We start from the raw sequence: 24,002 nt of genomic DNA on the forward strand, positions 1-24,002 counted from the left end.
GTATGGCAGGTCCCTGAGGCACCACTGCACTGAAACGGGGCCCAGGATGGTTTGTCGCAAAGGCGACTAGACATTGGTGGTTTTACTCCATGCGCTTGTTACCAAGTGCTGCTATATTGCACTGCAACAAAACGGAGTTTCGCCCCATGCTGTACCACCTCTACGAAACGCAGCGCTCCTTGATGGAGCCCTTCACAGATTTTGCGCAGGCGGCTTCCAAGTTGTTCAGCAACCCGGTCTCGCCGCTGAGCCAGACCTCGGTGGCCCAGCGCATGGCCGCCGGCTACGACCTGCTCTACCGCCTGGGCAAGGATTACGAAAAGCCTGCTTTCGACATCCACACGGTCGATGTGGACGGCATTGGCGTCGCCATCCATGAGCGGATCGAGGTGGACAAGCCGTTTTGCGAACTGCGCCGCTTCAAGCGCTTTTCGGACGACCCCGCCACGCTGACCAAGCTCAAGGGCCAGCCCGTGGTGCTCATCGTGGCGCCACTTTCGGGCCACTACGCCACGCTGCTGCGCGACACCGTGCGCACCATGCTCAAGGACCACAAGGTCTACATCACCGACTGGAAAAACGCTCGCCTGGTGCCGCTGTCGGAGGGTGAGTTCCACCTCGACGACTACGTCAACTATGTGCAGGACTTCATCCGCCATCTGCAAGGCATCTACGGCAACTGCCACGTGATCAGCGTCTGCCAGCCCACGGTGCCGGTGCTGGCTGCTGTGTCGCTGATGGCCAGCCGCGGCGAGAAGACGCCCCTGACCATGACCATGATGGGTGGCCCCATCGACGCCCGCAAGTCGCCCACGGCGGTGAACAACCTGGCCACCAACCGCAGCTACGAATGGTTTGAGAACAACGTGATCTACCGCGTGCCGGAGAAATTCCCTGGCGCCGGCCGCCGCGTGTACCCTGGCTTTTTGCAGTACACCGGCTTTGTGGCCATGAACCCGGACCGCCATGCGTCCAGCCACTACGATTACTTCAAGAACCTGATCAAGGGCGACGACGCCAGCGCCGAGGCCCACCGCAAGTTCTATGACGAGTACAACGCCGTGCTGGACATGGATGCGGACTACTATCTCGAAACCATCCAGACCGTGTTCCAGGACTACAAGCTGGTGAATGGCACCTGGGACGTGCGCTCCCCCGCCGGCAAGCTGGAACGCGTGCGCCCCCAGGACATCAAGACCACCGCCCTGTTCACGGTGGAAGGCGAGCTGGACGATATCTCTGGCTCGGGCCAGACCGAAGCTGCCCACGACCTGTGCAGCGGCATCGTGCGCAAGGAGCAGCGCCACCTGGAGGCCAAGGGCGCAGGCCACTACGGCATCTTCAGCGGCCGCCGCTGGCGCGACATCGTGTACCCCAAGGTGCGCGCCTTCATCCTGGAACACGAACTGCCCGCCAAGCCCGTGGCTTCGACTGCAGCCCCGGCAGCGCCCAAGCTCGCCAGCCCCTCGCCCGCTCCCGCCAAGGTGGCACCGGTAGCCAAAACCACCACGGCCAAAGCACACAAGGCAGCCGCCAAGCCTGCGCCAGCCCGTGCTGCGTCCAAGCCCGCCGGTGCCACGGCGGTGGCCACACGCTGGGTACAACCGGCAGCCACCCCCACGGGGGCCGCCCAGGAGCCCACTGCCGACCTGAGCACGGCGCAGACCAGCGCTACGGCGGCGCCGTCCACCCGCAGTAGCGGCAAGAGCAAGGCGCGCAAGGCTTGAGCCACCCCGCTTCCGCCAGCACCGCACCAGCCCACGCTGCCTTAGCTGAACTCGCAGCGCGGATCGATGCCGCCCTGCCCCAGACGCAGTGCACGCGCTGCGGCTACCCCGACTGTGCAAGCTATGCGCAGGCCATCGCCCAGGGCCAGGCTGCCATCAACCAGTGCCCCCCCGGGGGCGCTGAAGGTGTCGCGCGCCTCGCCGCCATCACGGGCCACGCCGTGGTGCCTTTGAGTGCCGACCACGGCGTGGAGGGACCACGCACCGTGGCTTTCATTGACGAAGCGTGGTGCATTGGCTGCACCTTGTGCATCAAGGCCTGCCCAACCGATGCCATCGTGGGCTCCAACAAAAAAATGCACACCGTCATCGAGCCCTATTGCACAGGGTGCGAGCTGTGCATCCCCGTTTGCCCCGTGGACTGCATCCAGCTCGACAACGCCAGCGGTGGCGCGACCGGGTGGGCCGCATGGTCTGATGCGTTGGCACTTCAAGCCAAGCAGCGCTACCAGCAACACCGCCAGCGGGTGCCGCTGGAAGATGTCGAGGACGATGGATTCGGAGCGCAGGCCGATTCCACAACAACCGCCTTATCGCGCCCCGCAGCTACTGCAGTGGCTGCTGAGGGCATAGAAGCACGCAAGGCGGCCATTGCCGCCGCCATGGAGCGCGCGCGCCAGCTGCGTGAAAAAGGGGCACGCTGAAAGCGGCACCCCAAAAGCGACGCCCAAGTCTCTGGACGAGAAACTGCTGGTCTGCGGATTACCGCGCGGCCAGTGACTTGTACACGCCGCAGCCCACGTACCAATCGCCCACGCGGCTCACGTAGGACATCTTGGTTTGCACCGCGCCCGTGGCTGGGTTGGTGATGTCGTACTCCACCCACCCTGGGGCGCGGTCGGCCTGGGTCACGATGTCGCTCACCAGCCGGTCGCCTGCAATGCCGGGGATGTCCTGCACGCGGGTACCCACCTTGGCCTGGTTGCCGCCAAACGCCAGGTAGGTGCCGCCAGCATCCAGCACAAACACATACATGTCGCGGTCATGGTAGGGCTGCGTCTTGTCGGTGATGCTGCGCAGAAACTGGTCGCGCGAGGTGGTCTTGTGCAGCGCCACTGCCTTGTTCACCAGGGCCACCGCCTCGTCGGCCGTACCCTGCTGCAGCCGGAACGCCGCCACCGCCTGGGACAGGGTGGAGGCGCGGTGCTCCAGCGCCTCAGCCTGCGAAACGGCGTGGCCCACCATCTGGGCATTGTGCTGCGTGATCTGGTCGAGCTGCTGCACGGCAGAACTGACCTCGCTCAAGCCCGTGCTTTGCTCGGCGCTGGAGCCGGAGATCTCGGTCATGCTGGCCGCCACGCTGCGAATGCCGCTGGCCATGTTGGCAATGCCTTCGCCAGCCGACCGGATCAGGCCCGCGCTGGCCTCCACCTGGTTGACCGAGGCGCCGATCAGTTCACGGATCTCGCGCGCCGCGTCGCCCGAGCGCTTGGCCAGCGTACGCACCTCACCCGCCACCACGGCAAAGCCTCGGCCCTGCTCACCGGCGCGGGCGGCCTCGACCGCAGCGTTCAGGGCCAGGATGTTGGTCTGAAACGCAATGCTGTCGATGACGCCGATGATTTCGGTCATACGGCGCGCGCTTTGCTGGATGGCCTCCACCGACTGCACGGCACGCGCCATGGCCTCGGCCCCGCTGTCGGCGGCCTTGCGCACCTCGGCGGCACGGGCATCGGCGCTGCGCGCGGTCTGTGCGTTGTTCTGCACGGCCGACGAAAGCTGCTCCACGCTGGCAGCTGTCTGTTCCAGATTGGCGGCTTGTTGTTCGGTGCGTTCAGCCAGGGAGCGGTTGCCTTGCGCCAGGCTTTGCCCCGCATGGGCCACCAGTGCCGCGTTGCTGCGAATATCCGCCACCATGGATGAGAGCGTGAGCACCATCCGGTCGAGCGACTGGGCCATGGACCCGACCTCGTCCCGTCCGTTGACACCCGCACGGGCCGACAAGTCGCCCCGCGTGGTCTGCTCCATCGCATGCGCCACGCTCTGCAGGTCGGAGGCCAGCCCCATATACAAAGCGCACAGGGCATAGAGCACCACGGCACCGGCCAGCGCCACAGCCCACCACGGGGCATCCATGGCGGCCATCGCCAGGGCGCCCGCCATCAACACACCCAGCGTGATCAGTTTGCCCGGCAGGTGCCACCTGCGCATCCACCAGAGTCCGGGGCGCAGCGGTAGGAATCCAGACATCTTGTCTCCGTTATCGTTTTTGAAAGGGAGCCATGCTAGGTGTCCGCTCTTACGTCGGATTGACAACCCCATCCGGCGCGTGGGGGCCCGCCTCAGCGCATTGCCCTGCCCATTGCCATGGCGTGGACGACACCTGGCACCACGCCTTGGGCGCACGCCCTTCGCCCATAATGTCGCTCCATGAATCCCCTGCTCTCCCATCTCCAGCCCTACCCCTTCGAGCGGCTGCGGCAACTCTTTGCGGGAGTCACCCCCCCGGCGGCCTACAGCCCCATCAGCCTGGGCATGGGTGAGCCACGCCATCCTACACCGCAGTTCATCAAAGATGCACTCAGTAACAACCTGGGCGGACTGGCCAGTTACCCTGCCACCGCAGGCGAACCCAAGCTGCGCGAGGCCTTCACACAATGGATACAACAGCGCTATGCGCTGACCCTGGACCCGGGCAGCCAGGTGCTGCCGGTCAACGGTTCGCGCGAGGCACTGTTTGCGTTCGCGCAGACCATCATTGATCCCTCCCAAGGCCAGCCGTTGGTCGTCTGCCCCAATCCGTTCTATCAAATCTACGAAGGTGCCGCCCTGCTGGCAGGTGCCCAGCCGTACTACGCGGCCAGCGATCCCAGCCGCAACTTTGCGGTGAACTGGGACGCCGTGCCCGAGGCTGTGTGGCAACGCACACAGCTGCTCTTCGTCTGCTCGCCCGGCAACCCCACGGGCGCCGTGATGCCGCTCAGCGAGTGGAAGAAGCTGTTTGAGCTGAGCGACCGATACGGCTTCGTGATTGCCTCGGACGAGTGCTACAGCGAAATTTATTTCCGCGACGAACCGCCGCTGGGTGGCCTGCAGGCGGCGGCGCAACTGGGGCGTGGCCACTTCAAGAACCTGATCTCTTTCACCAGCCTCTCCAAGCGCAGCAACGTGCCCGGCATGCGCAGCGGCTTTGTGGCTGGCGATGCCGCGCTGATCAAGTCCTTCTTGCTCTACCGCACCTACCACGGCAGCGCCATGAGCCCCATCGTGCAGGCCGCCAGCATCGCCGCCTGGAGCGATGAAAAGCATGTGGTCGAAAACCGGGCGCTGTACCGCAAAAAGTTTGCCCAGGTCACGCCGCTGCTGGCCGGCGTGATGGAAGTTGCCCTGCCCGACGCCGGTTTCTACCTGTGGGCCAAGGTGCCGGAAGCCCTGGGCATGGACGATGCCGAGTTCGCGCGTGCCCTGCTGGCTCAATACAATGTGACGGTGCTGCCCGGCAGCTACCTGGCCCGCGAGGCCCAGGGGAGCAACCCCGGCGCCCAGCGCGTGCGCATGGCCCTGGTGGCCGAAGCCGAAGAATGCGTGGAAGCCGCGCTGCGCATCGTGCAATTCATCCAATCCCGTACTGCCTGATCTGATCGACAACAACATGACCCAACAACTCCAAACCCTCATCGACAACGCCTGGGAAAACCGCGCCAGTCTCTCGCCCGCCGCCGCCCCCAAGGAGATCCAGGACGCTGTCGAGCACGTGATTGCCGAGCTGAACAATGGCAAGCTGCGTGTGGCCACCCGCGAAGGCGTGGGCCAGTGGACCGTGCACCAGTGGATCAAGAAGGCCGTGCTGCTGTCTTTCCGTCTGAAGGACAACGAAGTCGTCAAGGCTGGTGACCTGGGCTTTTACGACAAGGTACAGACCAAGTTTGCCCACCTGTCCGAAGAAGAAATGAAGGCCACCGGCGTGCGCGTGGTGCCACCTGCTGTGGCCCGCCGTGGCAGCTTCATTGCCAAGGGCGCGATCCTGATGCCCTCGTACGTCAACATCGGCGCCTACGTGGGCGAAGGCACCATGGTCGACACCTGGGCCACAGTGGGCTCGTGCGCGCAGATCGGCGCGGGCGTGCACCTGTCCGGCGGCGTGGGCATTGGCGGCGTGCTGGAGCCTCTGCAGGCCGGCCCCACCATCATTGAAGACAACTGCTTCATTGGCGCCCGCTCCGAGGTCGTCGAAGGCGTGGTGGTCGAAGAGAACTCCGTGCTGGGCATGGGCGTGTACTTGGGCCAGAGCACCCCGATCTTCAACCGTGCCACCGGCGAAATCAGCTATGGCCGCGTGCCTTCGGGCTCGGTGGTGGTGAGCGGCAACCTGCCCAAGACCGCCGCCAACGGCGCACCTTACAGCATGTACGCTGCCATCATCGTCAAGCAGGTGGACGCGCAAACCCGCTCCAAGACCAGCATCAACGACCTGCTGCGCGACTGATTGCGCTGCATGAGCGCGGCCTGATGGGCCGCCTTGCCGACAGAGACTGACAACAAGAGGGAAACACCATGAGCACGATGGAACGAATTCTTCGCCTGATGGCAGAGAAAAAGGCCTCCGACGTCTATCTGTCGGCCAACGCCCCCGCGCTGATCAAGATCAACGGCGAGTGCGTGCCCATCAACAACCAGATCCTGCCGCCCGACGCACCGCGCAACCTGCTGTCTGAAGTGGTCCCCCCGGACCGCATCGAAGAGCTGGAAGAAACCGGCGAACTCAACATGGGTGTGCCGCTCAGCGGTGTAGGGCGCTTCCGGGTCAGCGCCATGCGCCAGCGCGGCAGCTACGCGGTCGTGATCCGCTTCATCTCGCAGCAGATCCCCGAGTTCGACACCTTGGGTCTGCCCCCGGTGATGCGCGAGCTCATCATGGAAAAGCGCGGCCTCATCCTGATGGTGGGCGCCACGGGCTCGGGCAAGAGCACCTCGCTGGCGTCGATGATCGACACCCGCAACGAGGCGCTGACAGGCCACATCCTCACCATCGAGGACCCGGTCGAGTACCAGTTCAAGAACAAGAAGTCCATCGTCAACCAGCGCGAAATCGGCAGCGACACCCAGTCCCTGCAAACCGCCCTGAAGAACGCGCTGCGCCAGGCGCCCGACGTGATCCTGATCGGCGAAATCCGCGATCGCGAAACCATGTCGGCCGCCATTGCGTACGCGCAGTCGGGCCACCTGTGCCTGGCCACGCTGCACGGCAACAACAGCTACCACGCGCTCAACCGTATCCTGAGCTTCTACCCGGTCGAGGTGCGCCCCACCATGCTGGGCGACCTGGCATCGGCCCTCAAGGCCGTGGTGTCGCAGCGCCTGGTGCGCAAGACCGACGGCGGTCGGGTGCCTGCGGTCGAGGTCATGCTCAACACCAAGCTGGTGTCCGATCTCATCGAAAAAGGCGACTTCTCGGGCGTGCGCGAAGCCATGGAGAAATCCATGGCCGAAGGATCGCAGACCTTCGAAGAAGCGCTGGCCCGCCTCATCATGGACGCGCAGATCGACCGCAAGGAAGGCATGGCTTATGCCGATTCGCCTACCAACCTGATGTGGCGCCTGCAAAACGACTTTTCCCTGGCCGCCAATGCCGCCAAGGCCCAGAAAGAAGCACGCGATGCCCCCGACGATACGCCGTCGTTCACCGAGATCGTGCTGGACGTCAAGCCGGCGGCATGATGTGATGCCGCACGAAGCGGCCTGCGGAGTCCTTCCCCAAGGGGACGCCGCGTTCGGTGTTGAGCGCCTCTTAAAAAGCAGTTCTTGCCGAGGCTACGGAGTATCGCTACCCGCCTCCATGATCGCAGCTTGGCTGCGTGTCTCCATTTCCTGATTCTGATCCCATGTCCCGAACCCTGCACCTGGCTGAACAGCTCATCTCACTGCCTTCCATCACACCGGAGGACGCCGGTTGCCTGGACCTGCTGGCCGCGCGGCTCGCCCCGCTCGGGTTTGTGTGCGAACGCCTGGACAGTGGCCCCGCCAACTTCCGCGTCAGCAATTTGTGGGCAAAGCGGCCGGTAGCGCAGGCGAATCATGCCTCAGCAGCTATCAAAACCATAGTATTCGCAGGGCATACCGATGTCGTTCCCACCGGCCCGCTGGCCCAGTGGAGCAGCGACCCGTTCGTGCCCACCCACAAAGACGGCAAGCTCTATGGCCGGGGTGCCAGCGACATGAAGACGTCTATTGCCGCCTTCGTGGTTGCAGTGGAAGAGTTCCTAGCCGCCACGCCTGCTCCGTTGATCGAGCTGGCATTTCTGCTGACCAGCGACGAGGAAGGTCCCTCCGTCGATGGCACCAAGGTCGTGGTGGAACAGCTCAAGGCGCGCGGCGAAAAACTCGATTACTGCATCGTGGGCGAACCCACCTCCGTCGAGAAAACCGGAGACATGATCAAGAACGGACGGCGTGGCACCCTGAGCGGCAAGCTCAGCGTGCGCGGCATTCAAGGCCACATTGCCTACCCGCAGCTGGCCCGCAACCCTATCCACCAGGCCCTGCCCGCGCTGGCCGAGCTGGCAGCCACGGTGTGGGACAACGGCAATCCGTTCTTTCCGCCCACCAGCTGGCAAATCAGCAATATGCATGGCGGCACGGGCGCAACCAACGTGATCCCCGGGGAAGTGGTGATCGACTTCAATTTCCGCTTCTCGACCGAATCGACGGCAGAGGGCCTGCAGCAGCGAGTGCACGCCGTGCTCGACCGCCATGGCCTGGAATACGACCTGCGCTGGACGCTCGGCGGCCAGCCCTTCCTTACGACGCCTGGCGAGCTGGTGGGCGCCGTGCAGCAGGCCATCGCGACCGAGACAGGCATTACCACGGAACTGTCCACCACCGGAGGCACCAGCGACGGCCGTTTCATGGCGCAGATCTGCCCCCAGGTGATCGAACTGGGCCCCCCCAACGCCACGATCCACAAGATCGACGAGCATGTGGTGGTGGCCGATATCGAGCCGCTCAAGAACATTTACCGCTGCACGCTGGAAAACCTGCACGCTCAGGCCCTGGCGGCCCAGGCGGTGACCGCATGAGCAGCTCTACGCATCAGCTGACCGGCAACACCGTCGGTGCGCTGGTCGAATCTGGCGCCCAATGGCTGGCATCGGCCGGGGTGTTCTTTGGCCACGGCACCACCAACGCCCATGACGAAGCCGCCTGGCTGGTGCTGTGGCGTCTGGGCCTGCCGCTGGACAGTGATCTCTCCGACGCACCAGATTCCATCAAAAATCGGGCCGTAACGCCCGATCAGCTCACCCTGGTAGCTACACTTTTTGAAGAACGCATCCGCACACGCAAGCCCGCCGCCTACCTCACGCGCGAGGCCTGGCTGCAGGGCGTGCCCTTCTACATTGACGAACGCGCCATCGTGCCGCGCAGCTTCATCGCAGAACTGCTGGCCGATGGCAGCGTAGACGGATTTCTGAGCGAAAACACCCGCCAGGTGCTGGACTTGTGCACCGGCAACGGCAGCCTGGCCGTGCTGGCCGCCATGGCCTGGCCCGAGGTGGAAGTGACCGGCGCCGACATTTCGGCCGACGCCCTGGCCGTGGCCCGCATCAACGTGGACAAACACGGCCTGCAAGACCGCATCCGGCTGCAGCTCTCTGATGGCCTGGCCGCCCTGCCCGGCCCCTGGGACTTGATCCTGTGCAACCCGCCCTATGTCAACGCTGACAGCATGGCCGCGCTGCCCAGCGAGTACCGTGCCGAGCCTGAACTGGCCCTGGCCGGCGGCACCGATGGCATGGACTTCGTGCGCCAGCTGTTTGCCGCAGCCCCCGCCTGCATGACCGAAGACGCCGTGATCATTCTGGAGATCGGCAACGAACGGGCGCACTTCGAAGCGGCGTTTCCGCAACTGCCGGTTTTCTGGTTGGAAACCAGTGCGGGAGAAGACCAGGTTTTGCTGGTCACCCGGCAGGCCCTGGCCGCCCAAACCCAGCTCACGGCACAATAGAGCCCCTGCGCCACCTTGGGCAGCTGCAGCGGCGCCGCCGTTCACAGCTGCGCTGGCCCCCAGAGTTTTGTATGCCACCCGCCTCGCGCGGGTGTGCTTTTTTCTGATTCCCGGATGATCACCCTCAAGAACGTTACCCTGCGCCGCGGCACGAAAGTCGTGCTCGACAGCGTGTCCACCACCATCAACCCCGGCGAAAACGTCGGGCTTGTGGGGCGCAATGGCGCAGGCAAATCCAGCCTGTTTGCGCTGCTCAGTGGCAAGCTGCATGAAGATGGCGGAGACTTTCACATTCCGTCGAGCTGGCGCATGGCCGAGGTCGCGCAGAACATGCCCGAGACTGACCAGTCGGCCACCGACTTTGTGCTGGAAGGCGACACGCGCCTGGCCGAGGTGCAGCGCCAGCTGGCTGAGGCTGAAGCCAGCGACGATGGCATGGCCATTGCCCATGCGTATTCCGACCTGCACGACGCCGGCGCCCATGACGCCGTGGCCCGCGCCCAGGCGCTCATACTGGGGTTGGGTTTTCGGGTGAGCGAACTCGACCAGCCCGTCAACAGCTTTTCGGGTGGCTGGCGCATGCGCCTGCAATTGGCGCGTGCGCTGATGTGCCCCAGCGATTTGCTGCTGCTGGACGAGCCCACCAACCACTTGGATCTGGATGCGCTTGTCTGGCTCGAAGCCTGGCTCAAGCGCTATGCAGGCACCATGATCGTGATCAGCCACGACCGCGAGTTTCTGGACGCGATCACCAACGTCACCCTGCAAATCCAGCAAGGCGAATTGAACCGCTACGGTGGTAACTACAGCAAGTTCGAAGAACTACGCGCCCAGCAACTTGAACTGCAGCAAGCCAGCTTTGCCAAGCAGCAGGAGAAGATGGCGCACCTGCAGAAGTTCATCGACCGCTTCAAGGCCAAGGCCAGCAAGGCCAAGCAGGCGCAAAGCCGGGTCAAGCAGCTCGAGCGCATGGAGAAGATCGGACCGGTGCTGGCCGAGGCCGAGTTCACTTTCGAGTTCAAGGAGCCAGCCAACCTGCCCAATCCGATGCTTGCCATCAGCGACGCGTCGTTTGGCTATGTGGACGAAGAAGGTACGCCCACCACCATTCTCACGGGCGTCAACCGCTCGGTGCTGGCTGGGCAGCGCATCGGTATCCTGGGCGCCAACGGACAGGGCAAGTCCACGCTGGTCAAGACCATTGCGCGGACCATGAAGCCGCTCGCGGGCAGCATCACGGAGGGCAAGGGGCTGAACATCGGGTACTTTGCGCAGCAAGAGCTCGATGTGCTGCGCCCCAGTGAAAACCCGTTGGAGCACATGATCCGTCTGGCCAAGGAGCTAGGGCCGGATGCCAAACAACCGAGCCGTGAGCAGGATCTGCGCAGCTACCTGGGCAGCTTCAACTTCACCGGCGATATGGTCAAACAGGCCGTGGGCACCATGAGCGGAGGCGAAAAAGCGCGCCTGGTCCTGGCCATGATTGTCTGGCAGCGCCCCAACCTGCTGCTGCTCGACGAGCCCACCAACCACCTGGACTTGGCCACCCGCGAAGCGTTGGCCATGGCGCTCAACGACTTCGACGGCACGGTCATGCTGGTCAGCCACGACCGTGCATTGCTGCGCTCGGTGTGCGAGGACTTCTGGATGGTGGGCCGGGGCGTGGTCGGCCCGTTCGACGGAGACCTCGACGACTACCAGCGATACCTGCTCGAAGAATCCAAGCGCCTGCGCGAAGAAGCACGGCTGGCCGAGCAGGCACAACAACAGGCCTCACAGGCTCCTGTTGCAGCCCCAGCCGTCGCACAGCCAACGTTGGCACCTTCCGTGGATATGCCCCCACCTGCGCCCTCTTCCCCCCCCGCACGCGACGGACGGGAACAGCGCAAGCTGGATGCCCAGACCCGTCAACAACTGGCCGAAAAGACCCGCCCGCTCAAAAAAGAGCTGGAGCAGATCGACAAGCGCCTGGCGGCCTTGAGTGCAGAACGCACCGCATTGGAGCAAAAACTGACGGAAACCCTGCCTCCCGCAGAGATCGCCGAATGCGGCCGGCGCCTGAAAGCTGGGAACGACGAAACGGAAAAACTGGAGGAGCGCTGGCTGGAAGTTTCTTCGGCGCTCGAAGAAATTTCAGCGGCTTCTGTGAGGTGAAGATGTAAAGTCCTGTAAATTTTCGCTGGAGTTTTCAGGATTTAACAAAGCTGGATATGAATTCGCAGCTACAAAAAATGTAGCTATTTTTTGGATCAGTCTACAGGCTATTGCGGTTGCATTTTTTTGCGAAAGGCTGTCAACGAACCATGTACGGGCCGCGTTGTTGGTACATCACAGGAGTTTTCCACCATGAATACCACCGCAATCTTGTCCGCTTGGCCCGAAGACGAACGCGACCGCAAGCGCGCTCCGGCCCGCTTCTGAAAGCGCTGCAGCCCAGCCTCTGTTGTGCATAACGATGCCTCCGCGCAGCACACGATAAGCATTAACCGTACCAGAACAGGAAAAATGCAGCCGCCTACATAGACCCTGCATTTTTCAGACGGCCCGAGCAAGGTCAGGTCCATCGGCCTACAGTCCTTGCAAGGCCCAACAAAAAACCCCGCCTACGCGGGGTTTTTTGTTGGCTCAAGAGATAGGCACCACTTTTAGCCCATGTGCAGGCCACCATTGACCGAGAAGTCTGCACCTGTGGCGTACCCACCCTCTTCCGAGGCCAGCCAGGCGATGATCGAGGCAATCTCGCTCGGTTCGCCCAGGCGCTTTACGGGGACGGTGGCAACGATCTTCTCCAGCACATCCGGGCGGATCGCCTTGACCATGTCTGTGCCGATGTAGCCGGGGCTAACCGTGTTGACGGTAACGCCCTTGGTGGCCAGCTCTTGCGCCAGGGCCATCGAGAACCCGTGCATGCCAGCCTTGGCTGCGGAATAGTTGGTCTGCCCTGCCTGGCCTTTTTCGCCATTGACCGAGCTGATGTTGATGATGCGGCCCCAGCCCTTTTCCACCATGTCCGATACCACTTGCTTGGTGACGTTGAACATGCTGTTGAGGTTGGTCTCGATCACAGCGTCCCAGTCTTCGCGGGACATCTTGAGGAACATGCGGTCGCGCGTGATGCCGGCGTTGTTCACCAGCACATCGATGGTTCCGTGCTCTGCCTTGGTCTTGCCGAAAGCTTCCACCGTGGAATCCCAATCACCCACGTTACCGACCGACGCATAAAACGTGTAGCCCAGGGCCTTTTGCTCGGCCAGCCACTTGGCGTGGTCCCGTGTCGGGCCGCAACCAGCGATGACCTTGAAACCTTCCTTGTGCAGGCGCTGGCAAATGGCGGTACCGATGCCTCCCATGCCACCGGTGACATACGCGACTTTCTGGCTCATGTGATTTCTCCTTGTTAGTGATTGGCTCAGGACCCACTCTACCGAAGAAATTGGACGCTGCCGTGAAGGAAAACACTGAAGCCCTTTCCTTTTTGACATATCCACATGCGTCACACCATTGACGCAAGACAAGCTTAGCGATGGGTCACAGGAATGGTGCCTTCAGATGCACCAAAACCAGGCAGTCACCAAGCGCTTATTGACTGTTGTGCGGCAGAAAGACGCCCCCGGAGGAAGCCGTCAGGGACTATGCGTGCCGTGGCGCCAGCGGCAAGGATTCCCACCCTGGTTTGGCGAACAGATAGCCTTGCTGGTAGCGGACGCCCAGCGATCTCAGGTAGGCCGACTCTGCTGGGGTCTCAATGCCCTCGGCCACTATGTCGATGGACAAGCGTTGGCATACCAGCACGATGCCGCACACAATCGCCTGACGCACCGGGTCTTGGTCGATGTTGCGAATCAGCTCCATGTCAATCTTGAGCACATGGGGCTGGAATTGAACCAGCATGTTCAGCCCCGCATAGCCCGCACCAAAGTCGTCGATGGCCGTGATGAGACCCTGGCGCCGGTATTCATTGAAGATGGACTTGAGGTGGGCGCCGCTGGTGACCTGCTCGCCCTCGGTCACCTCGAACATGATGCGGCTGTGCGGAAAGTCGAACTCCTCAGCCGCTTCCATGGTGGCGCGGATGCAGGTCTCGGGTCGGTACACCGCATTGGGCAGAAAATTGATGCTCAGTCGGCAGTCTGGCAAGCTCGCCAGCCCAAGGCGCGACGCGAGTTCAATCGCTTTGACGCGGCAGGCTTGGTCAAACCGGTAGCGGTTGGTGTCATCCACCCACGACAGCACCGTCCCGGCCGACTCGCCATCCACACCGCGTACCAGCGCTTCGTAGGCGAACGGACGATCCAACTCCAGATCCATGATGGGCTGGAACGCCATCGTGAAGTCGAACGGAAGCTGCGTCTTGTCACGACAGGATTGGCAGCCCATGGGTTCGAAGGGTTGGGCAAAAATGGTCACTGTCATGGGAAAAGATGGTAGCGCATCATTACAAACTTGCGGCTTTCTGGTACCCAATCAGATACAGCCTTCCGGAGTTGCGCGCCGGCCTGCATTAGAGGGTTGTGAGTCAGGGACAGCACTCCCAAACGCGATACAGCGCTTTCTCTCCTTAGGAATTCAGGGCAACCAACAAAAAAGGCCGCATGGACATGCGGCCTTTTTGGGGTGGGGATAGGCAGCACCTTCGATCAACCCATCGTTGGAACTACTCAACTATCCCAAGCTGAGGCTGACGCTTAACGCTCCACCGCCAGCGACACGCCCATGCCGCCGCCGATGCACAGCGCGGCCAAGCCCTTCTTGGCGTCACGGCGCTGCATTTCGTGCAGCAGCGTGACCAGAATGCGGCAACCCGACGCGCCAATGGGGTGGCCGATGGCGATAGCTCCACCGTTCACATTGACCTTGGCAGGGTCGATTGCCAACTCCTTGTTCACCGCGCAGGCCTGGGCGGCGAAGGCCTCGTTCAGCTCGAACAGGTCCACATCGGCCGCATTCCAGCCTGCGCGCTGCAAGGCCTTGCGCGAGGCCGGCACGGGGCCCATGCCCATGGTGGCGGGGTCCAAGCCGCTCGTCCCAAACGCGGCGATGCGGGCCAGAGGCTTGAGGCCCAGGGCCGCAGCCTTCTTGGCGCTCATCACCACCACGGCGGCGGCGCCATCGTTCAGACCCGAGGCATTGCCCGCCGTTACGCTGCCCGCCTTGTCAAACGCAGGGCGCAGGCCGGCCAGGGCTTCGGCGTTGGTCTTGCGGTTGAGGTATTCGTCAGTGTTGAAGAGGATCGGGTCGCCCTTCTTTTGCGCCAAGCTCACACCGACGATTTCATCGACGAACTTGCCGGCATCTTGGGCTGCGGCTGCCTTTTGCTGACTGGCCAGGGCCAGGGCATCCTGCATGTCGCGGGTGATGCCGTATTGCTTGGCCACGTTTTCGGCCGTGATGCCCATGTGGTACTGGTTGTACACGTCCCACAGACCGTCCACGATCATGGTGTCCACCAGCTTCCAGTCGCCCATGCGCTGGCCGTCGCGCGAGTTGGGCAGCACGTGGGGCGCCAGGCTCATGCTCTCCTGGCCGCCAGCCACGACGATCTCGCTGTCACCCCAGGCCACGGCCTGGGCAGCCAGCATCACGGCCTTGAGGCCGGAGCCGCACACCGCGTTGATGGTGAGTGCGGGGGTTTCCTTGGCCACGCCTGCTTTCATCGAAGCCTGGCGCGCTGGATTCTGACCCACGCCCGCTGCCAGCACCTGGCCCATGATGACTTCGCCGATCTGGTCGGACGAGAGACCTGCGCGCGCGATGGCTTCGCGGATCACGATGGCGCCGAGGTCGGCCGCGGGCGTCTTGGCCAGCGAGCCACCAAACTTGCCCACAGCGGTGCGAGTGGCCGAAACGATGACGATGTCTTCCATGGAATGTCCTTGTAGTGGTGAGTGGTGGTTCAGTGATTCTCGCAGCGACAAAAGTCAGGACTTTTGCGTATCAGGCTTTCTGCTTGACGTAGCGACCGGGCGCGGGCTCGATGGCCTTGAATTTGGTGCCTTTGCCATAGGCTTTGGGCGCCGCAATCTGTTTGCCCGCATGGCTCTTGAGCCAGCCTGACCAGTCGGTCCACCAGCTGCCGGGGTGCTCGGTAGCGCCTTCCAGCCATTGGTCCAGCGTGCCTGGGAACTTGCCGTCGGCGCGGGTCCAGTGGCTGCGCTTGCCCTTGGCGGGTGGGTTGATCACGCCCGCGATGTGGCCTGAGGCGCCCATCACAAAACGCTTCTTGCCCGGCAGCACCTGGGTGGATGCATAAGCGGCCGTGGCCGGCACGATGTGGTCTTCGCGCGAGCCATAGATGTAGACAGGCAAGTCGAGATTGCCCAGGTCCAGCTTTTCGCCGCACACGGTGAGCTTGCCGGGTTTGACCAGGTTGTTCTCCAGGTAAAAATTGCGCAGGTACCAGGCGTAGAACGGGCCGGGAAGGTTGGTGCTGTCGCTGTTCCAGTACAGCAGGTCAAACGGCGGCGGCGTTTCGCCCTTGAGGTAGTTGCCCACCACGTAGTTCCAGACCAGATCGTTAGGGCGCAAGAAGCTGAAGGTCGAGGCTAGGTCCTGCCCCTTCATCAGCCCACCATGGCCCATCTGCATCTCTCGGAACTTGACGAAGGCCTCGTCGATGAACACGTCGAGGATGCCGGTGTCGCTGAAGTCGATCAGCGTGGTGAGGAAGGTGGCACTGGCCACGGGCTCGTCGCCACGCGCCGCCAGCACAGCCAGCGCGTTGCTGAGGATGGTGCCCCCCACGCAAAAACCCAGCGCGTTGATCTGCTCGGCGCCGGTGATGTTCTGCACCACGTCAATGGCGGCCATGGCGCCGTCTTCCACGTAGTCGTCCCAGGTCTTGTGGGCCAGGCTGTCGTCGGGGTTGCGCCAGCTCACCACAAAGGTGCGGTGGCCTTGTTCGACGGCGTAGCGGATCAGCGAGTTTTCGGGCTGCAGGTCGAGGATGTAGAACTTGTTGATGCAGGGCGGCACCAGCAAAAACGGCCGCTCGTACACCTTGGCCGTGAGGGGCTTGTATTCGAGCAGCTGGAACAGTTCGTTCTCGTACACCACCGCGCCTTCGGTGGTGGCCACATTGCGGCCCACCTCGAACAGGCTTTCGTCGGTCATCGACACATGGCCCTGCGTGATGTCGTGCAGCAGGTTCTGCATGCCCTTGGCAATGCTCTCGCCCTTGGTTTCGATGGCTTTCTTCTGCGCTTCGGCATTGAAGGCGAGGAAGTTGCTGGGCGCCATGGCGGCCATCCACTGCTCCACGCCAAAGCGGATGCGGGCCTTGGTTTTTTCGTCGGCCTCGACCGCCTCGGCCAGGCCCATCAGCGTGCGGGCGTTGAGCAGGTAGGCAGCCGCAGAAAACGCCGCCACCGGGTTGCTGGCCCAGCCTTCGCCAGCAAAACGCTTGTCTTTGACCTCCGGGGTGCCCTGCAGGCCCTGGGCCCACAGCTCCTGCGCTTCCTTGAGGTATTGCTGCTGCAATGCCTGCAGCTTGGTCTGCGACAGCTTCAGGGGCGCTGCGGCAGGTACCTGCGCCCCCAGGTCCAGTTTCTGAAACGATTGCAGCGCCTGCGACCAGCTTTGCCCGAAAATCTGCTGGAACTGCTGGGCGCTCTCGGCCCAGGGTGATTCAGAAGTCATGCTCATTCCTCAATGGTTGGTCGCTCGCAGCGGCTGGGGCCTGATTTTTGTTTCGCGGGTTCATTGTTGCCCACCCCATGGGGCATGGCAACGAATTCAACGCTTTCAGTGCACACAAATCAATGTACCTCATCGTCATCGCCTGGACCTACGTCACGCTCATGATGGCGGTGGCCGAGGCCACCAGTCCACAGGGCACTGTGCTGGGCGCCGTCATCACGTTCGCGTTGTATGGCCTGCTGCCCATGGGCATTCTGGTCTACATCCTGGGCACGCCGTCGCGCAAGCGCAAGATCAAGGCGCGAGAGGCGGCCGAACAGGCCGCGTATGACGCGGAACAGGCCGCAGTTCTCATGGCCGATGCGGGTGCCGAACCCGCAACGTCAGCCGCGCCAGATGCAGGCGGCAAAACGCCCGCTGCCGCCGAAGGCAGCGCTGTCGCGGCGGTGCGAAAAGAACCGTGAGACCTGCGTGACGGTACACCACGGTGCGGTGCTGTCATTGCCGTAGATGGCGGTGATGCCCATGGCTTGCAGACGCAACCGGGCCAGCCCTGCCAGATCGCACAGGTACTTGCCCGGAGCATCGGGCCGGGCTACAAAGCACCGAGCAGCCGCAGGGCCCAGGGCACCCGGGGCGTCGCAGAACGCGGCACGCACCTCCGCCCCGACCTCGAAAGCTGTGGGGCCGATGCAGGGGCCCAACCAGGCCAGCGTGTGGGCAGCAAGCTCTGAAGTGACCAGAGAGGCTGGCGCCGACGCTCCGTTTTTGATAGCTACCGAGGCATGACGCACTAGCGCTTCATGGCAAAAATGCTTGAAAACCGATTCCAGCACGCCCTGCCCCGCGTGCCCGGCCAGTCCGCGCCAGCCGGCGTGGGCCGCAGCCACCACCAGGCCTGAGCGGTGCGCCAGCAACACGGGCAAGCAGTCGGCCACCATGATGGTGCAGACGGCGCCGGGTGCGCTGGCCACGCAGGCGTCGGCCTCTGTCCCGTCGGGGGTACCTACATCGAGCAGCGCCACGCCATCGCCATGCACCTGGTTCAAGAACACTGCACGCGCGCCCGGGGTGGTGGATTGCAAGGCGGACTGCACGATCTGCCGGTTGGCGGCCACCGCCTGTGGATCGTCGCCCACATGGGCGCCCAGGTTCAACTCGTCGTACGGTGCGTGGCTCACTCCGCCCGCGCGCACGGTGCACAGCGCATGCACACCGGGCGGTGCAGGCCAGTCGGGTACCAGCCAGTCTGCGTGCTGGCCCTGTACCGACGATGCCACAGCCGTCACGCTTCGTTGTCCGGGCAGGCCGAGGGCTGCGCCTGCTGGAACGCGGGCAGTGCCATGCAGGCATCGAACGCGCTCATGGTGCGCGGCAGGCCATCCAGGCTGACCTTGAAGCGCTGGGCATTGAAGATCTGCGGCACCAAGCAGCAGTCGGCCAGTGTGGGCGTGTCGCCCCAGCACAGCACCGAGGGCGCCATGCCCTGCGCAGCGCGCTCTTGCGCCAGCAGGTCAAGTTGCCGCTCGAACGCCTCCAGACCACTGCGAACCCAGTGGTGGTACCAGGCGTTCTTGGCATCCTCGTCCACCTTCAGTTCATGCACCAGGTACCTGAGCACACGCAGGTTGTTGATGGGGTGGATTTCGCAGGCCACCATCTGCGCCAGTGCGCGCACCCGGGCACGGGCCAACGGTGTGGCGGGCAGCAAGGCAGGCGTGGGGTGGGTTTCGTCCAGATATTCGATGATGGCCATGGACTGCGACAGCGCCGTGCCGCCATCGGTCACCAGCGTGGGCACCAGCGCGTCCCCGATGCGGCCCGCGTAGTCGGGCGCCCTGTGCTCGCCCTTGACCAGATGCACGGGCATGTAGTCGTAGGGCAGGCCCTTGAGCTGCAGCGCAATGCGCACGCGGAACGAGGCAGAGGAGCGGAAGTAGTTGTAGAGCTGCATGGCGGAGCGGTGCCTGGAGTCGGTCAAACAAGAAATTAAGCCCGTGCGGCATGGCGCCGACAGACCAGAGAAAGAGTGCGCCCGGCGGCCAAGGGCATCCCCGTCAGGCGCCCGAGGTGCCCGCCGGATCCTGGTGGTTGTAGACGACTTTGGAGAGCAGCACCATCAGGTCGGCGCTTTCCTGGGCGGTGAGCGGTGCCGTGAGGCGCTCCTGCACGCGCTGGGCTGCATCGCGCATCTGCAGGGCCGCCACTTCGCCTTCGGGCGTGATCCACAGCAGCTTGCGGCGGCGGTCGCGGGTGTCGGGCTCGCGGCGGATCCAGCCGCGCTTTTCCAGTCGCCCGATCACCGAGCCGGAAGTGGCCGCATCGAACGCCACGCGGGCCGCCAGGGTGACCTGGTCTTCGCCCGGCTGGGCCAGCAGCTCGTGCAGGATGGCGAACTGCACCGGCGTCACGTCAAATCCGGCCGTCTCTTCCATGAAAAGTGCCACGGTCCGCTGGTGGGCGCGGCGCACCAGGTGGCCCGGCGTATTGTGGAAATCGAAGCTCTTTGCCATGGGCGCGAGTGTAGCGCCCCCCAGCAGAGGGTCTGCGCCCATGGCACACTGCCACACTGCGGCGCACACGGTACTGCGCCCGGTTTTTTGACAGCATTCCCAGAACCATTGAAAGGCAGACATGAGCTACGTGTTTCCTCCAGCCCCCGTGGTCAGCGTGCCCGTGGTGGGCAGCGGCGAACGGTTTCCGGTGCACCGCATCTACTGCGTGGGCCGCAACTACGAAGAACACGCCAAGGAGATGGGTTTCACCGGCCGCGAGCCACCGTTCTTCTTCCTCAAGCCTGCGGATGCCATCGTGGTCGTCAACGCGGGCGAAACCGGACAACTGCCCTACCCCAGCCTGACCGCCAACCTGCACCACGAGATCGAGCTGGTGGTGGCCATCGGCAAGGGTGGCAAGAACATCCAGGCCGCCGACGCTTTCAGCCACATTTATGGCTACGCCGTGGGCTTGGATATGACCCGCCGCGACCTGCAAAACGACATGAAGAAACAGGGCCGCCCCTGGTGCATTGGCAAGGGCTTCGACGCCAGCGCGCCCATCGGTCCCATCACGCCGGCAGCCCAGGCAGGTGATGTGGCCAACGCGCCCATCTGGCTGCAGGTCAACGGAACGGACCGCCAACGCAGCACCGTGACCCAGTTGATCTGGAACATTGCCGAGACCATCGAGCACCTGTCGGCCGCGTGGGAGCTGCAGCCCGGCGACCTGATCTACACCGGCACCCCCGAAGGCGTGGGCGCCGTGGTGCGTGGCGATACGCTCGAAGGCGGCGTAGCAGGACTCACGCCCTTGCGCCTGACCGTAGTCTGAAGACCACCGGGCAGCCCTGCTGCCCGGCCAGGCAAACGCCGAAAACGCTACGATTTTCATAGCTGGTAGCGCATGTTTCACTAGCGCTATCAGCCACTCTGACCCTCAAACCCCTGCATGACCTACCGCAGCCCCATCAAACATTGCCGCGCCTGTGGCACCGCCGTGGTGTACCGCCTGCCGGACGACGGCGACACCAAACAGCGTGCGGTCTGCCCCGCCTGCAACACGGTGCACTACGAGAACCCGCTCAATGTGGTGGGCACGGTGCCCGCGCTGCCCGATGGCCGCATTCTGCTGTGCAAGCGCAACATCGAACCCCGCTGGGGCAAATGGACGCTGCCCGCAGGCTTCATGGAGCTGGACGAAACCACGGCGCAGGGTGCGGCGCGCGAGACCGATGAGGAAGCCGGTGCGCAGATCGAGATCGGCCCTCTGTTCAGCCTGCTGAACGTGCGCCGCGTGGGCCAGGTGCACCTGTTCTACCGCGCCACGCTACTCAGCGACGAGTTCAACCCAGGCTACGAAACCATCGAGGCGCGGCTGTTTGCCGAAGACGAGGTGCCCTGGGACGAGCTGGCCTTCCGCACCGTGAAAGAAACGCTGGAGTGCTACTTTGCCGACCGCAAGGCGGGCACCATGGGCATGCACTTCATCGACATTGAGTAGGCCCTGCCATGACAGTTGCCTCTTCCACCGCATCACCCGTATCCACCCCACAGGCCAGTGTGCCGCCCGATGGCCTGCCTGCCTACCGCCTGCTCACCGGCCCCGACGACGCCAGCTTCTGCCGCCGCGTAAGCGACGCGCTGGCGCTGGGCTATCGGCTGTATGGCTCTCCTGCGGCCACCTTCAATGGGCAGACCGTGATCGTGGCCCAGGCCATCGTGTGGCCCGGCACGGTCGACTGACGGCACCGCCCCACCCAGGCCATCAGGCCGCGCGCTGAACGCCTGCCGCGGCCACTCATTCGCCCCCAACCCGCTCTTCTGAAGGCACTGGCGGAGATACAGAGCCCGGTGGGTCGATAGTGACCGGCGGCAAACCGCCCGCACCCGCGGGCCGGGGCGGCATGCCGGGCACCGGGGCCTGCTGCGGGTCGGTGCGGAACAGGCCACGAATCCAGTCACGCATGGTGCTGAGCGAGCTATCGGGCGGTGGCGGTGGGCTGGTGTCAAACTCATCCACAAACCGGTCATTGCCGTCGATCACCTTGTTGCGAATGGCCTGCTGCATGAACTCGCCCACCATGGGCAACGCACTGCGCGCGCCCTGCCCCCAGTAGTCGCTGCGCAGCGTGATGCGTCCGTCATTGAAGCCAGCCCAGGCCCCCGCGACCACGCGGGTGTGCATCAGGATGAACCAGCCATCGGTGTTGTCTTGCGTGGTGCCGGTCTTGCCCGCCACGTCGGCCTGGATGCCATAGCGCGTACGGATGGCGGTGGCCGTGCCCCGGTCCACGGCACCACGCATGGTGTTGCGCAGGGTCTGCGCTGCCCGGGGCTGGAAGACCTCTTCGGGCACGGGCTTGGCAAAGGTCTCCAGCACCTTGCCATTGCGGTCTTCGATGCTGGTGATGAGCACGGGCTCCACATAGCGACCCAGGTTCACGATGCTGCTGTAGGCCGAGATCATCTCCTTGAGCGTAACCGGACTCGTGCCCAGCGCCAAGGAGGGCACCTCTTCCAGCTTGGACTGCCGCACGCCCAGGGCGCGCGCCACTTCGGCCACGCGGGCCGGGCCCACCTGCTGCATCACCTGCGCGGTGATGGTGTTCTTGGAGAACGCCAGGCCGTCGGCCAGCGTCATGGGCTGGTCGCTGGGCGGGCCGCCATCGGTGGGGCGCCAGACGCGGCCGCCGCCCAGCGGGATTTCGACGGCGGTATCCATCAGCGTGTCTTCAGGCGTGGCGCCGTTGGCAAACGCCGCGCCATACACAAACGGCTTGAAGGTCGAGCCCGGCTGGCGGCGCGCTGCCTGCACGTGGTCGAAAGGGTCTTGCGCAAAGTCGCGGCTGCCCACCCAGGCCAGCACATGGCCGGTGACGGGGTCTTGCGCCAGAAAGCCCGCCTGCACGCGCGTCTTTTCGGCACGCAGCTTGGCCATGAAGGCGGCGTCGTCCAGCAGTGCCTTCAGCGCGTCGTCGGGCGTATCGCCCTTGTCCACGGCCGCGCGGTACTCGGCGCTCTCGCGCACCAGGGTCTGCACCAGCTCGTTCTTGGGGCCCCAGCCGTTGCGCTGCGACCAGGCGGTGTCCGCCACGCCTTGCAATTGCCGACCCTGCCGCGCCACCGCCTGGTTGGCATAGGCCTGAAGGCGCGAGTCGATGGTGGTGCGGATCACCAGTCCGTCCGAATACAGGCTGTAGCCCTTGCTGTCGGCCCAGTCGATGAGCTGCTTGCGCAGCTGGATCGCAAAATGCGGCGCCGGGCCCATCACCTCCGTCTGGCGTTCAAAGTTGATACGCAGCGGGCGTTTTTGCAGGGTCTCGAACTGCTTGGCATCGAGCTTGCCCCGCTTGACCATCTGCGACAGCACCGTGTTGCGGCGGGCCTGTGCGCGCTCGGGGTTGAGCACCGGGTTGTAGTAGGCCGTGCCCTTGAGCATGCCAATCAGCGTGGCGCTCTCCAGCACATTGAGCTTGTCGGCCGACTTGTCGAAATAGGTGCGCGCGGCCATCTCGATGCCGTAGGCGTTGTAGAGAAACGGCACGGTGTTGAGGTAGGTCTCCAGGATTTCGTCCTTGGAATACGACGCCTCGATCTTGAGGGCGGTGATCGCCTCCTTGAGCTTGCGCGTGAGCGTGCGCGAGCGGCCGATTTCCTCCGGGAACAGGTTGCGCGCCAGTTGCTGGGTGATGGTGGAGCCGCCCTGCGGGTCGCCGCGCAGCGTCAGCACGACCGACGACGCCGTGCGCCGCCAGTCCAGCCCGAAGTGCTTGTAAAAGCGGTGGTCCTCGGTCGCTATCAGCGCATCAATCACGCTGGGCGAGATCTGGTTCAGCTCCACCCACTCGCGGTTGGCCCAGCGGTATTCGGCCAACAGCTTGCCGTCGGCCGACATGAGCTGCGCCGGCAGCTCGCTCTTGGCCTTGCGGATGTCGCTGATACCGGGGGTGAAAGGCACGAGCGCCAGCGTGAACACCAGCAGCGCAGCAGGCACCGCCACCACCGTCCACAACAGCAGGCGCCGCACGGGCCGGGGAACCCAGGCCAACAGGCCCGCCATGCGGGCCCGGAAAGAAAGCAGCCACTTGTGCATCAATGAATCGCCGGGAAATAAGGGGTCGCTTCAGGACCGCCCCACCA

General features: G+C 63.9%; 21 protein-coding genes. 12 read left to right on the plus strand and 9 right to left on the minus strand.

Annotated features, from left to right (window positions below; genetic code table 11):
* The first annotated feature begins 146 nt into the window (after positions 1–146).
* Positions 147–1,727 carry a polyhydroxyalkanoate depolymerase gene (locus tag ACODSM_RS21125; RefSeq protein ID WP_488806792.1) on the plus strand — a complete coding sequence of 527 codons (1,581 nt, stop codon included), beginning with the start codon at positions 147–149 and terminating at the stop codon, positions 1,725–1,727.
* Positions 1,724–2,431, plus strand: coding sequence for an electron transport complex subunit RsxB (rsxB, locus tag ACODSM_RS21130; protein ID WP_488806793.1), 708 nt, complete (start codon positions 1,724–1,726; stop codon positions 2,429–2,431). Before ACODSM_RS21125 ends, rsxB begins: the two co-directional genes overlap by 4 nt.
* Positions 2,432–2,489: 58 nt before the next feature.
* Here the strand turns inward: rsxB and ACODSM_RS21135 are convergent, their stop codons facing one another.
* Positions 2,490–3,794 (minus strand): methyl-accepting chemotaxis protein, encoded by a 1,305-nt coding sequence (locus ACODSM_RS21135; protein ID WP_488806818.1) that lies wholly within the window; start codon positions 3,792–3,794, stop codon positions 2,490–2,492.
* Between the two features lie 363 nt (positions 3,795–4,157).
* Here ACODSM_RS21135 and dapC point away from each other — a divergent pair, with 363 nt between their 5' ends.
* The 6 genes from dapC to ACODSM_RS21165 all read left to right on the plus strand — a co-directional run bounded on the left by dapC (position 4,158) and on the right by ACODSM_RS21165 (position 11,883).
* The gene (dapC, locus tag ACODSM_RS21140) at positions 4,158–5,363 is read left to right on the plus strand and encodes a succinyldiaminopimelate transaminase (protein ID WP_209819684.1); all 1,206 of its coding nucleotides are present in this window, start codon (positions 4,158–4,160) and stop codon (positions 5,361–5,363) included.
* Between the two features lie 16 nt (positions 5,364–5,379).
* Complete coding sequence (dapD, locus tag ACODSM_RS21145; protein ID WP_060987303.1) at positions 5,380–6,213, plus strand: 2,3,4,5-tetrahydropyridine-2,6-dicarboxylate N-succinyltransferase; 834 nt, start codon at positions 5,380–5,382, stop codon at positions 6,211–6,213.
* Between the two features lie 68 nt (positions 6,214–6,281).
* Complete coding sequence (locus ACODSM_RS21150) at positions 6,282–7,445, plus strand: PilT/PilU family type 4a pilus ATPase (protein ID WP_060987304.1); 1,164 nt, start codon at positions 6,282–6,284, stop codon at positions 7,443–7,445.
* 164 nt (positions 7,446–7,609) lie between these two features.
* Positions 7,610–8,803, plus strand: coding sequence for a succinyl-diaminopimelate desuccinylase (dapE, locus tag ACODSM_RS21155; protein ID WP_488806794.1), 1,194 nt, complete (start codon positions 7,610–7,612; stop codon positions 8,801–8,803).
* Complete coding sequence (prmB, locus tag ACODSM_RS21160) at positions 8,800–9,729, plus strand: 50S ribosomal protein L3 N(5)-glutamine methyltransferase (RefSeq protein WP_488806795.1); 930 nt, start codon at positions 8,800–8,802, stop codon at positions 9,727–9,729. Before dapE ends, prmB begins: the two co-directional genes overlap by 4 nt.
* A 114-nt stretch (positions 9,730–9,843) precedes the next feature.
* Positions 9,844–11,883: an ABC-F family ATP-binding cassette domain-containing protein gene (locus tag ACODSM_RS21165; protein ID WP_488806796.1), complete on the plus strand. Its 2,040-nt coding sequence runs from the start codon at positions 9,844–9,846 to the stop codon at positions 11,881–11,883.
* Between the two features lie 491 nt (positions 11,884–12,374).
* Here ACODSM_RS21165 and phbB read toward each other — a convergent pair whose 3' ends face one another.
* The 4 genes from phbB to ACODSM_RS21185 form a co-directional block, all read right to left on the minus strand.
* Positions 12,375–13,112 carry an acetoacetyl-CoA reductase gene (gene phbB, locus ACODSM_RS21170; RefSeq protein WP_056062618.1) on the minus strand — a complete coding sequence of 246 codons (738 nt, stop codon included), beginning with the start codon at positions 13,110–13,112 and terminating at the stop codon, positions 12,375–12,377.
* Between the two features lie 247 nt (positions 13,113–13,359).
* A complete protein-coding gene (locus ACODSM_RS21175; RefSeq protein WP_343735922.1) occupies positions 13,360–14,142 on the minus strand; it encodes an EAL domain-containing protein in 783 nt (260 codons plus the stop codon).
* Positions 14,143–14,414: 272 nt separating this feature from the next.
* On the minus strand, positions 14,415–15,593 hold the full coding sequence (locus tag ACODSM_RS21180) for an acetyl-CoA C-acetyltransferase (protein ID WP_060985858.1): 1,179 nt from the start codon (positions 15,591–15,593) through the stop codon (positions 14,415–14,417).
* 70 nt (positions 15,594–15,663) lie between these two features.
* A complete protein-coding gene (locus ACODSM_RS21185) occupies positions 15,664–17,364 on the minus strand; it encodes a PHA/PHB synthase family protein (protein WP_488806797.1) in 1,701 nt (566 codons plus the stop codon).
* Between the two features lie 122 nt (positions 17,365–17,486).
* On the opposite strand from ACODSM_RS21185, the gene ACODSM_RS21190 reads away from it, so the two are divergent.
* A complete protein-coding gene (locus ACODSM_RS21190; protein ID WP_488806798.1) occupies positions 17,487–17,828 on the plus strand; it encodes a hypothetical protein in 342 nt (113 codons plus the stop codon).
* Here ACODSM_RS21190 and ACODSM_RS21195 read toward each other — a convergent pair.
* From ACODSM_RS21195 to ACODSM_RS21205, 3 genes are all read right to left on the minus strand, one after another.
* Positions 17,748–18,653 carry a purine nucleoside phosphorylase YfiH/LACC1 family protein gene (locus ACODSM_RS21195; protein ID WP_488806799.1) on the minus strand — a complete coding sequence of 302 codons (906 nt, stop codon included), beginning with the start codon at positions 18,651–18,653 and terminating at the stop codon, positions 17,748–17,750. The genes ACODSM_RS21190 and ACODSM_RS21195 overlap by 81 nt on opposite strands.
* Positions 18,650–19,318, minus strand: coding sequence for a maleylacetoacetate isomerase (gene maiA / locus ACODSM_RS21200; RefSeq protein WP_209819693.1), 669 nt, complete (start codon positions 19,316–19,318; stop codon positions 18,650–18,652). The genes ACODSM_RS21195 and maiA overlap by 4 nt, the downstream gene beginning before the upstream one ends.
* Positions 19,319–19,421: 103 nt before the next feature.
* Entirely contained in the window at positions 19,422–19,877 is a 456-nt protein-coding gene (locus ACODSM_RS21205) for a MarR family winged helix-turn-helix transcriptional regulator (protein ID WP_043566498.1), read from the minus strand.
* Between the two features lie 121 nt (positions 19,878–19,998).
* Here ACODSM_RS21205 and ACODSM_RS21210 point away from each other — a divergent pair, with 121 nt between their 5' ends.
* The 3 genes from ACODSM_RS21210 (at position 19,999) to ACODSM_RS21220 (ending at position 21,605) form a co-directional block, all read left to right on the plus strand.
* On the plus strand, positions 19,999–20,694 hold the full coding sequence (locus ACODSM_RS21210) for a fumarylacetoacetate hydrolase family protein (RefSeq protein ID WP_488806800.1): 696 nt from the start codon (positions 19,999–20,001) through the stop codon (positions 20,692–20,694).
* Between the two features lie 117 nt (positions 20,695–20,811).
* The gene (locus tag ACODSM_RS21215; protein WP_488806801.1) at positions 20,812–21,363 is read left to right on the plus strand and encodes an NUDIX hydrolase; all 552 of its coding nucleotides are present in this window, start codon (positions 20,812–20,814) and stop codon (positions 21,361–21,363) included.
* 8 nt (positions 21,364–21,371) lie between these two features.
* Positions 21,372–21,605 carry a DUF1737 domain-containing protein gene (locus ACODSM_RS21220; RefSeq protein WP_488806802.1) on the plus strand — a complete coding sequence of 78 codons (234 nt, stop codon included), beginning with the start codon at positions 21,372–21,374 and terminating at the stop codon, positions 21,603–21,605.
* 55 nt (positions 21,606–21,660) lie between these two features.
* Here ACODSM_RS21220 and ACODSM_RS21225 read toward each other — a convergent pair whose 3' ends face one another.
* On the minus strand, positions 21,661–23,955 hold the full coding sequence (locus ACODSM_RS21225; protein ID WP_488806803.1) for a penicillin-binding protein 1A: 2,295 nt from the start codon (positions 23,953–23,955) through the stop codon (positions 21,661–21,663).
* Between the last annotated feature and the right edge of the window lie 47 nt (positions 23,956–24,002).

It is taken from the genome of Acidovorax sp. FG42 (assembly GCF_057809195.1).

Excerpts from the sequence above, each read along its gene's own strand:
- ACODSM_RS21125 (WP_488806792.1), top strand. The coding sequence starts at position 147 with ATGCTGTACCACCTCTACGAAACGCAGCGCTCCTTGATGGAGCCCTTC.
- ACODSM_RS21135 (WP_488806818.1), bottom strand. The coding sequence starts at position 3,794 with ATGGGGCTGGCCTCCGACCTGCAGAGCGTGGCGCATGCGATGGAGCAG.
- dapC (WP_209819684.1), top strand. The coding sequence starts at position 4,158 with ATGAATCCCCTGCTCTCCCATCTCCAGCCCTACCCCTTCGAGCGGCTG.
- dapD (WP_060987303.1), top strand. The coding sequence starts at position 5,380 with ATGACCCAACAACTCCAAACCCTCATCGACAACGCCTGGGAAAACCGC.
- ACODSM_RS21150 (WP_060987304.1), top strand. The coding sequence starts at position 6,282 with ATGAGCACGATGGAACGAATTCTTCGCCTGATGGCAGAGAAAAAGGCC.
- dapE (WP_488806794.1), top strand. The coding sequence starts at position 7,610 with ATGTCCCGAACCCTGCACCTGGCTGAACAGCTCATCTCACTGCCTTCC.
- prmB (WP_488806795.1), top strand. The coding sequence starts at position 8,800 with ATGAGCAGCTCTACGCATCAGCTGACCGGCAACACCGTCGGTGCGCTG.
- ACODSM_RS21165 (WP_488806796.1), top strand. The coding sequence starts at position 9,844 with ATGATCACCCTCAAGAACGTTACCCTGCGCCGCGGCACGAAAGTCGTG.
- phbB (WP_056062618.1), bottom strand. The coding sequence starts at position 13,112 with ATGAGCCAGAAAGTCGCGTATGTCACCGGTGGCATGGGAGGCATCGGT.
- ACODSM_RS21175 (WP_343735922.1), bottom strand. The coding sequence starts at position 14,142 with ATGACAGTGACCATTTTTGCCCAACCCTTCGAACCCATGGGCTGCCAA.
- ACODSM_RS21180 (WP_060985858.1), bottom strand. The coding sequence starts at position 15,593 with ATGGAAGACATCGTCATCGTTTCGGCCACTCGCACCGCTGTGGGCAAG.
- ACODSM_RS21185 (WP_488806797.1), bottom strand. The coding sequence starts at position 17,364 with ATGACTTCTGAATCACCCTGGGCCGAGAGCGCCCAGCAGTTCCAGCAG.
- ACODSM_RS21190 (WP_488806798.1), top strand. The coding sequence starts at position 17,487 with ATGTACCTCATCGTCATCGCCTGGACCTACGTCACGCTCATGATGGCG.
- maiA (WP_209819693.1), bottom strand. The coding sequence starts at position 19,318 with ATGCAGCTCTACAACTACTTCCGCTCCTCTGCCTCGTTCCGCGTGCGC.
- ACODSM_RS21205 (WP_043566498.1), bottom strand. The coding sequence starts at position 19,877 with ATGGCAAAGAGCTTCGATTTCCACAATACGCCGGGCCACCTGGTGCGC.
- ACODSM_RS21210 (WP_488806800.1), top strand. The coding sequence starts at position 19,999 with ATGAGCTACGTGTTTCCTCCAGCCCCCGTGGTCAGCGTGCCCGTGGTG.
- ACODSM_RS21215 (WP_488806801.1), top strand. The coding sequence starts at position 20,812 with ATGACCTACCGCAGCCCCATCAAACATTGCCGCGCCTGTGGCACCGCC.
- ACODSM_RS21220 (WP_488806802.1), top strand. The coding sequence starts at position 21,372 with ATGACAGTTGCCTCTTCCACCGCATCACCCGTATCCACCCCACAGGCC.
- ACODSM_RS21225 (WP_488806803.1), bottom strand. The coding sequence starts at position 23,955 with ATGCACAAGTGGCTGCTTTCTTTCCGGGCCCGCATGGCGGGCCTGTTG.